Source organism: Streptomyces beigongshangae, assembly GCF_019710745.1.
GTDB lineage: Bacteria > Actinomycetota > Actinomycetes > Streptomycetales > Streptomycetaceae > Streptomyces > Streptomyces beigongshangae.
The window spans coordinates 1-8,536 of sequence record NZ_JAHKJW010000119.1; the positions used below are offsets into that span (position 1 = coordinate 1).

Genomic DNA, 8,536 nt, shown 5'->3' on the forward strand with positions numbered 1-8,536 from the left:
AGCGGACCCCGGCACCCGAGCCGGCTCCGGCCGCCCCGGCACCGGCGCCCGCCCCCGCCGCACCGTCCGCACCGGCCGCCCCGGCGCCCGCCGCGACCTCCGGTGACGACGGCGCGTACGTGACCCCGCTGGTGCGCAAGCTCGCCGCCGAGAACGGCGTCGACCTGTCCACCGTCAAGGGCACCGGCGTCGGCGGCCGCATCCGCAAGCAGGACGTCATCGCCGCCGCCGAGGCCGCGAAGGCCGCCGCCGCCCCGGCTCCGGCCGCGGCAGCACCGGCCGCCGCGAAGAAGGCGCCGGCCCTGGAGGCGTCCCCGCTGCGCGGCCAGACCGTCAAGATGCCGCGCATCCGCAAGGTCATCGGCGACAACATGGTGAAGGCCCTGCACGAGCAGGCCCAGCTGTCCTCGGTCGTCGAGGTCGACATCACCCGCCTGATGAAGCTCCGCGCGCAGGCGAAGGACGCCTTCGCGGCCCGGGAGGGCGTCAAGCTCTCCCCGATGCCGTTCTTCGTGAAGGCGGCGGCCCAGGCGCTGAAGGCCCACCCGGTCGTCAACGCCCGGATCAACGTCGACGAGAACACGATCACCTACTTCGACTCCGAGAACATCGGTATCGCGGTGGACTCCGAGAAGGGCCTGATGACCCCGGTCATCAAGCACGCGGGCGACCTCAACATCGCCGGTATCGCCAAGGCCACCGCCGAGCTGGCGGGCAAGGTCCGGGCGAACAAGATCACCCCGGACGAGCTGTCCGGCGCGACCTTCACGATCAGCAACACCGGTTCGCGCGGCGCGCTCTTCGACACGATCATCGTGCCGCCGAACCAGGTCGCGATCCTGGGCATCGGCGCCACGGTCAAGCGCCCGGCCGTCATCGAGACGGCCGAGGGCACGGTCATCGGCGTCCGCGACATGACGTACCTGACGCTCTCCTACGACCACCGTCTGGTGGACGGCGCCGACGCCGCCCGCTACCTGACGGCGGTCAAGGCGATCCTGGAGGCGGGCGAGTTCGAGGTCGAGCTCGGCCTGTAGGCTCCGCCTCGCCGCACGCAGAGGTGCCCCCGCCCGGTCCGCCGGGCGGGGGCACCTCTGCGTCGTCCCCGGCCGCCGTTCCGGGATCAGCCCCTTCCCCGGGACGCGTCCCGCCAGCCCCCGGAGGGACCCCGCGGGCTTATTGTCTAAAAGTCAAAACGAAGGAGCCCTCATGACCGCCCCCGTCGTCCACTCGCTCCGCGAGCAGATCCGCGAGCACATCGTGGAGGGGATCGTCAGCGGGCGCTGGAAACCGGGCGAGCGGATCGTGGAGCGGCGCATCGCCACCGAGCTGGAGGTCAGCCAGACCCCCGTACGGGAGGCCCTGCGGGAGCTGGAGTCCCTGCGGCTGATCGAGTCGGCCCCGAACAAGGGCGTCCGCGTACGCAACCTGACCGCGGCCGACCTGGAGGAGAGCTACCCCGTGCGGGCCGGCCTGGAGGCCATCGCGGCCGAGCTGGCGGCGGAGCGGCTCGCGGCCGACTGCTCGGCCCTGGAGCCGCACGTCCTGGCCCTGTACGAGGCCGACCGCGCGGCCGACGGCACCGGCCAGGTCCGGCACACCGTGGCCTTCCACCGCGAGCTCGTGCGGGCCGCGGGCAACTCCGTGCTGCTGCACACCTGGGAGGGCCTGGGCATCGAGGTCTTCACGGCCCTGTCGATCCGCTGGCTGGGCACGGTCCAGCAGTCGTACGCGGAGGAGCACGAGGCGCTGGTGGAGGCGTTCCGGCGCCGGGACCCGCTCATCGCCGAGCTGGTGAAGGCCCATGTGCTCGGATGCGCGCCGAGGACGGGCAGCGAACCCGACCGGCCGTGAGCGCACCCGCGGCAGAACGCCGGCCTGCGGACGGATCGCCGCGAGCAACGGAGCGCCACCCCGCTCAGAAGTATCCCGAAAGCGTCCCTCACCTGCGAAAACAAGGCACCCCGTGCCTGCCGCACAGGCACGCCGTGCCTACTTTCTCGTGATCAAGAGGTTTTACCTTTCAATCCTTTGATCGATCATCGATCAGGGAGTTACAGTCGTCGGCGGGCTCCCATCGGGGCCCGCCGCCCTGTCCTGCCAAAGACCAAGGGCACCTCCGTAGAACCCCTTGCCGACGAGGGAACCCCCTCCGCATCCGGAAGGCGGCGCAATGACCGACCCCACCGCAATCCAGCCGAGCCAGCTCGACCAGCTCCCGGACCGCGACCCCGAGGAGACCGCCGAGTGGCGGGCCTCCCTCGACGCCGTCACCCGGGCGGCCGGGCCGCACCGTGCCGCGTACCTGATGCGCCGCACCCTGGAGCGCGCCGAGGGCAACGGACTCGCGCTGCCCAAGCTGCTTGAGACCGACTACGTCAACACCATCCCGACCGCCGCCGAGCCCACCGTGGACGGCGACGAGGAGATGGAGCGCCGGATCACCGCGTGGAACCGCTGGAACGCGGCCGCGATGGTGACCCGGGGCGCGAAACACGGCGTCGGCGGCCACATCGCCACCTTCGCCTCCGCGGCCTGGCTCTACGAGACGGGCTTCAACCACTTCTTCAGGGGCAAGGAGTCCCAGGACTCCCCCGGGTCCGGCGACCAGCTCTACATCCAGGGCCACGCCTCCCCCGGCATCTACGCCCGCGCCTTCCTCGACGGCCGCCTGAACGAGACCCACCTCGACAACTTCCGCCAGGAGGCGGGCGGCAACGGCCTGCCGTCGTACCCGCACCCGCGCCGGCTGCCCTGGCTGTGGGAGTTCCCGACGGTGTCGATGGGCCTCGGCCCGCTCTCCGCGATCTACCAGGCGCGCTTCAACCGCTACCTCACCAACCGCGGCATCAAGGACGTCTCGGCGTCCCACGTGTGGGCGTTCCTCGGCGACGGCGAGATGGACGAGCCCGAGTCGACGGCGGCCCTCTCACTGGCCTCCCGCGAGGGCCTCGACAACCTGACCTTCGTCATCAACTGCAACCTCCAGCGCCTCGACGGCCCGGTCCGCGCGAACTTCAAGATCGTGCAGGAGCTGGAGGCGCAGTTCCGCGGCGCCGGCTGGAACGTGATCAAGTCGCTGTGGGGCAACGCCTGGGACGAGCTGTTCCGGCTCGACACCACCGGCGCGCTCGTCCGCCGCCTGCGCGAGGTCCCGGACGCGCAGGTGCAGACGTACCAGACCCGCGACGCCGCCTACATCCGCCAGGACTTCTTCGGCGCCGACCCGGCCCTCGTCGAGCTGGCGAAGCTGCTGAGCGACGACAAGATCCTGGAGTGCTTCCACCTCTCCCGCGGTGGCCACGAGGCGCGCAAGGTGTACGCCGCGTACAAGGCCGCCGTCGAGCACAAGGGCGCTCCGACGGTCATCCTGGCGCAGACGGTCAAGGGCCACACCCTCGGTGCGGGCTTCGCGTCGAAGAACGCCAACCACCAGATGAAGAAGCTGTCCACGGACGAGTTCAAGCAGATGCGCGACCTGCTGGAGCTGCCGATCTCCGACAGCCGGTTCGTCGACGGCGTGGTCCCCTACGGCCACCCGGGCGCCGGCTCCCCCGAGGTCCGCTACCTCCAGGAGCGCCGCGCGGCCCTCGGCGGTCCGGCCCCCGCCCGCCGTACGCACGCGCTCGCGCCGCTGCCGGCTCCGGCCGACAAGTCGTTCGCGGCCTTCGACAAGGGCTCCGGCACGCAGAAGGTCGCCACCACCATGGCCTTCGTACGCCTGGTCAAGGACCTGGTCCGCGACAAGACGTCCGGGAAGCGCTGGGTGCCGATCGTCCCCGACGAGGCGCGCACCTTCGGCATGGAGAGCCTCTTCCCGTCCCTCGGGATCTACTCGCCCAAGGGCCAGACGTACGAGCCGGTCGACCGCGACCAGCTGATGTACTACAAGGAGGCGAAGAACGGCCAGATCCTCAACGAGGGGATCACCGAGGCCGGCTCCATGGCGGACTTCATCGCCGCGTCCACCGCGTACAGCACGCACGGCGAAGCGATGATCCCGTTCTACATCTTCTACTCGATGTTCGGCTGGCAGCGCACGGCCGACCAGATGTGGCAGCTCGCCGACCAGCTCGGCCGCGGCTTCCTGGTCGGCGCCACGGCGGGCCGCACGACGCTGACGGGCGAGGGCCTCCAGCACGCGGACGGCCACTCGCCGGTCATCGCGGCGACGAACCCGGCCGCCCTGTCGTACGACCCGGCGTTCGCGTACGAGGTCGCCACGATCGTCAAGGACGGCCTGCGCCGGATGTACGGCGAGCCGGCGCCGGGCGAGGACCCGAACGTCTTCTACTACCTCACCGTCTACAACGAGCCGCTCCCGCAGCCCGCGAAGCCGTCGGGGCTCGGTATCGACGAGGGCATCGTCAAGGGCCTGTACCGCTTCAACACGGCGGAGTCGGCCGGTGTCGAGGTGGGCGCCGCCAACGCGCCGCGGATCCAGCTGCTGGGCTCCGGCACGGCGATCCACTGGGCCCTGGAGGCGCAGAGGCTGCTCGCGGCGGAGTGGGGCGTGGCCGCGGACGTCTGGTCCGCCACGTCCTGGACCGAGCTGCGGCGCGACGCGCTGGAGGCCGACGCGGCGCTGCTGCGGGGCGAGGAGCGGGTGCCCTACGTGCGGCAGGCGCTGCAGGGCGCCGAGGGACCGGTGCTCGCGGTGTCCGACTACATGCGGCAGGTGCCCGACCAGATCGCGCAGTGGGTCGAGCAGGACTACTCGTCGCTCGGCGCGGACGGGTTCGGGCTGTCCGACACGCGGGAGGCGGCGCGGCGCCACTTCGGTGTGGACGCGCAGTCGATCGTCGTCGCGGCGCTCGCGCGGCTGGCGCGGCGGGGCGAGGTGCCGGCGTCCGCCGTGAAGGAAGCCCGGGAGAGGTACGGCCTGTAGTTTCCGGGGCTGCGCCCCGGCCCCCCGAGGCCGGTGCGCAGCCTGCGGGCGGGGCAGTGGCTGGTCGCGTAGTTCCCCGCGCCCCCGAAAAGCGGGGCCGCGCCCCGGCTTTCCGTCTTCAGGGGCGCGGGGAACCGCGCGAACGGCCCCCACCCCGCCCATCCGGCGGAGCCACCGGCATCATGGGGGGCATGCGTGCTGCCCGCCTCATCAAGATGGTGCTGCTCCTGCAGACCCGGCCCTCCATGACCGCCGCCGAGCTCGCGCGCGAGCTGGAGGTGTCCGAGCGGACGATCACGCGGGACGCGCAGGCGCTGTCGGAGGCGGGCGTCCCCGTGTACGCGGACCGCGGCCGGACCGGCGGCTACCGGCTGATCGGCGGCTACCGGACCCGGCTGACGGGACTCGCCCGCAGCGAGGCCGAGGCCCTGTTCCTGTCCGGCGTGCCGGGCGCCCTGCGCGAGATGGGCCTGGAGGACGCCGCCTCCGCCGCCCGGCTGAAGGTGTCCGCCGCGCTCCTGCCCTCGCTCAAGGACGCCTCCCGCACCGCGGCCCAGCGCTTCCACCTGGACGCCCCCGCCTGGTTCGCCGAGCCGGGGACCCCCGCGCTGCTGCCGGCGATCGCGGAGGCGGTCTGGGACGACCGCCGGATCACCGCGCGCTACCGGCGCGAGGGGACCGCCGCCGAGCTCGTGCGCGAGCTGGAGCCGTACGGCCTCGTCCTCAAGGCGGGCATCTGGTACGTGTGCGCCCGCGTCGCCGAAGCGGGCGTCGCCGACGCGGACGGCCCCTTCCGTGTCTACCGCATCGACCGGTTCACCGCGGCCGAGGCGGCCGCCGAGCGCTTCGCCCGCAACGAGTCGTTCGACCTGCCGGCCTTCTGGGCGGAGCAGGCCGAGCAGTTCGCGCGCTCGCTCCTGCGGGCGACCGTCGTGGTGCGGCTCACCGGGGAGGGCGCGCGGCTGCTGAAGCACACCGTCGACCCGGTCTCGGCGCAGGAGGCCCTGACCGGGGCGGACCCGGCCGACGAGGAGGGCCGTGTCACGCTCACGCTGCCGGTCGAGTCGTACGACGTCGCGTACACCCAGTTCCTCTCCCTGGGCCCCGAGGCGGAGATCCTGGAGCCGGCCGAACTAAGGAAACGTTTCTCCGACGCCGCGGCCCGGACCGCCGCGTACTACGGCGACCCGGGCTGAGGAGGGCGGGGCGGGCGGGGCGGCCGGCTCCCTACCGGTAGCCCGTCACGTCCACCGGCCCGTCCCGCGACTCCAGCTCCGTCAGGTAGCGCCACGCGTCGGGCGCCGAACCGTCGGCGTCCGTGAAGCCGTACTCCCGCGCCAGGCCGCCGCTGGACAGCGACCGCCCGTTCCAGCGGGCCACCGCGGGATCGGCGGCGAGGGCGACCAGGGCCCGCCCGATGTACACGGGCGACTCGGAGATCGCGAAGTGCGGGTCCTGCGCGCAGGCGTCCCGCCAGTTCTCCTCGGTGACCCCGAAGGCCGTGTCGAGCATGGCCTCGGAGCGCAGCCAGCCCGGCGTGACGCAGACCGCCGTGCAGCCGTACTCCTTCAGCTCCTCCCCGAGGCCGTACGCCAGCCGGATCGGGGCCGTCTTGGCGAGGTCGTAGTACAGCGGCGTGCGGTAGCGCCGGTTGTACTCCGCGGTGCCGTCGGTGACCTCGACCAGCAGCCCGCCGGGGTTGCGGACGAGGAGCGGCAGCGCGCAGTGGCTGGTGACGAGGTGCGACTCGACGCCGAGACGCAGCACCCGCAACCCCTTGTCCAGGTCCATCTCCCACATGCGGGGCTGCTCCGACGCCCCCATGTCCAGGTGGACGTCGCCGCCCCAGAGGTCGTTGACGAGGATGTCGAGGCGGCCCCGCTCCCGGTCGACGCGCCCGACGAGCGCGCGCACCTGCTCCGGTTCGAGGTGGTCCGTCGGTACGGCGATCCCCCGCCCTGCGGCGCCGGCGGCCGCGTCGACCAGTTCGGCCGTCTCCTCGATCGTCTCGGTGGACCGGCCGACCTCGCTGACGTGCCCGCGGGTCGTGCGCCCCGTCACGTACACGGTGGCCCCCGCGCGTCCCAGTTCGACCGCCATGGCCCGTCCGGCGCCGCGGGTGGCGCCCGCGACCAGGGCGATCCTCCCGTCGAGCCGTCCGGGGGTCCCCTGTGCTGCTTCCTGTGCTCTCTCCATGGGACGAGCGTCCCGCCGAAAGGCGACACCTTCTGTCCGGCTTCCGAAAGACTTCCCGCGGTCCTCCCCACCGGCCTCCCACCGGCCTCCCACCGGCCTTCCGCGGTCTTTCCGCCGCCCTTCCCCGGGCGGGTGCGCGCATAACGATCCGTCCGTGCCCGGGTGCGCGGGCCGGGCGGAGGCCCGATGCTTGTCCCGTGATGGACGAGACGGAGTTCTGGGAGCTGGTGGACGCGACCCGCGAGGCAGCCGAGGGCGACCCCGAGGAGCAGGCCGACCTGCTCGTCGAACGGCTCCTGCGGCTGGACCCCGAGATGGTCCTCGACTTCGCCCGTCACTTCGAGGCCCGCTACAACCGCGCCTGCACCTGGGACCTGTGGGGCGCCGCCCGGATCCTCCTCGACGGGGCCGGTGACGACACCTTCGACTACTTCCGCTGCTGGCTGATCGGCCAGGGCCGGGAGACGTACGAGGGCGCCGTGCACGATCCGGACGCGCTGGCGGACCTCCTCGGGGACTTCGACGACGAGATCGACGGGGACGCCGAGGAGCTGGGGTACGCGGCGGACGAGGCGTACGAGCAGCTCACCGGGACGGTCACCCCCGACCTGGGGATCCCGCCGGCGCCGTCCGAGCCCCTGGGCACCCCGCTCGACCTGGAGGACCGGTCGCTGCTGGCGGAGCGGTTCCCGCGGCTGTGGGACCGGTTCGCCGACTGACCGACCGCACGAGCCCGCCTCCCGACCGCACGAGCCCGCCTCCCGGCCGCACGGGACCGCCTCCCGGCCGCCTCTTCAGTACCGGCCCTGGAGGCGGGCCGCGCGCTGTCTGATCTCGGGCAGCCGGGCCGTCAGCGCGGCGCCCGGGCACGCGGTCCGGTAGCCGTCCGTGTGCCCGGAGACCGCCTCGAAGGTGCCGTGGGTGCCCGCCGGGTACTTGCTCAGGCTGTTGGTGGAGAGGAGCCGGACGGGGGCGCGCGGGTCGATGTCCGACAGGCCCAGCTTCCAGGCGGCGACGGCCGCGATGGCGTCGGTCATCGCCCTGGGGACCTCCGCTCCCGCGGTGAAGGTGCCGAGCGCGGCGATACCCGTCGTGCCGACGTTGAAGCCCTGGGTGTGGGCGCCGACGACGGGCCGCCCCACGCCGCCCGCCCGGCCCTCGTAGACGGTGCCGCAGCGGTCGACGAGGAAGTTGTAACCGATGTCGTCCCAGTGCCGGACACCGGCCTGGCCCGTGTACAGGTACTGGATGATGCGCGGCGCGTCGGCGCAGTCGTAGCCGTTCGGCGAGTCGGTGTGGTGCACGAAGACGGCGGACACGCGGTCGGCGTACCGGGCGGGCGCCCGGGTGGGGGCGGTCTCCTCCAGCCAGCGCTCCCGCGGCACGACGGCGGGCTTCGCGGCCCGGTGCCCGGCCGCGGCGCGGGCCGCGACGGGGCGGTCGGCGCCGCTC

Annotated in this window: 7 protein-coding genes; 5 read left to right on the plus strand and 2 right to left on the minus strand. The window is 73.0% G+C overall.

Annotated features, from left to right (window positions below; translation table 11 throughout):
• The 4 genes from sucB to KM933_RS37935 all read left to right on the plus strand — a co-directional run.
• Positions 1 to 1,037, plus strand: a 1,037-nt coding sequence (gene sucB / locus KM933_RS37920) for a 2-oxoglutarate dehydrogenase, E2 component, dihydrolipoamide succinyltransferase (RefSeq protein ID WP_221361822.1), incomplete at its 5' end; no start/stop codon positions are given.
• A 172-nt stretch (positions 1,038 to 1,209) separates the two neighbouring features.
• A complete protein-coding gene (locus KM933_RS37925; protein WP_221361824.1) occupies positions 1,210 to 1,854 on the plus strand; it encodes a GntR family transcriptional regulator in 645 nt (214 codons plus the stop codon).
• Between the two features lie 319 nt (positions 1,855 to 2,173).
• Complete coding sequence (gene aceE / locus KM933_RS37930; RefSeq protein ID WP_221361835.1) at positions 2,174 to 4,888, plus strand: pyruvate dehydrogenase (acetyl-transferring), homodimeric type; 2,715 nt, start codon at positions 2,174 to 2,176, stop codon at positions 4,886 to 4,888.
• Positions 4,889 to 5,079: 191 nt separating this feature from the next.
• The gene (locus tag KM933_RS37935; RefSeq protein ID WP_221361853.1) at positions 5,080 to 6,084 is read left to right on the plus strand and encodes a helix-turn-helix transcriptional regulator; all 1,005 of its coding nucleotides are present in this window, start codon (positions 5,080 to 5,082) and stop codon (positions 6,082 to 6,084) included.
• Positions 6,085 to 6,115: 31 nt separating this feature from the next.
• On the opposite strand, the gene KM933_RS37940 is transcribed toward KM933_RS37935, so the two are convergent.
• Positions 6,116 to 7,084 (minus strand): SDR family oxidoreductase, encoded by a 969-nt coding sequence (locus KM933_RS37940; RefSeq protein WP_221361862.1) that lies wholly within the window; start codon positions 7,082 to 7,084, stop codon positions 6,116 to 6,118.
• A gap of 200 nt (positions 7,085 to 7,284) precedes the next feature.
• Between KM933_RS37940 and KM933_RS37945 the strand changes: the two genes are divergently transcribed.
• Positions 7,285 to 7,803 carry a DUF4240 domain-containing protein gene (locus KM933_RS37945; protein ID WP_221361866.1) on the plus strand — a complete coding sequence of 173 codons (519 nt, stop codon included), beginning with the start codon at positions 7,285 to 7,287 and terminating at the stop codon, positions 7,801 to 7,803.
• A 75-nt stretch (positions 7,804 to 7,878) separates the two neighbouring features.
• On the opposite strand, the gene KM933_RS37950 is transcribed toward KM933_RS37945, so the two are convergent.
• Positions 7,879 to 8,536, minus strand: a 658-nt coding sequence (locus KM933_RS37950; RefSeq protein ID WP_221361864.1) for a peptidoglycan recognition protein family protein, incomplete at its 5' end; no start/stop codon positions are given.

What these genes read in the sequence shown, in the direction of transcription:
- KM933_RS37925 (WP_221361824.1), top strand. Translation starts at nt 1,210, where the DNA reads ATGACCGCCCCCGTCGTCCACTCGCTCCGCGAGCAGATCCGCGAGCAC.
- aceE (WP_221361835.1), top strand. Translation starts at nt 2,174, where the DNA reads ATGACCGACCCCACCGCAATCCAGCCGAGCCAGCTCGACCAGCTCCCG.
- KM933_RS37935 (WP_221361853.1), top strand. Translation starts at nt 5,080, where the DNA reads ATGCGTGCTGCCCGCCTCATCAAGATGGTGCTGCTCCTGCAGACCCGG.
- KM933_RS37940 (WP_221361862.1), bottom strand. Translation starts at nt 7,084, where the DNA reads ATGGAGAGAGCACAGGAAGCAGCACAGGGGACCCCCGGACGGCTCGAC.
- KM933_RS37945 (WP_221361866.1), top strand. Translation starts at nt 7,285, where the DNA reads ATGGACGAGACGGAGTTCTGGGAGCTGGTGGACGCGACCCGCGAGGCA.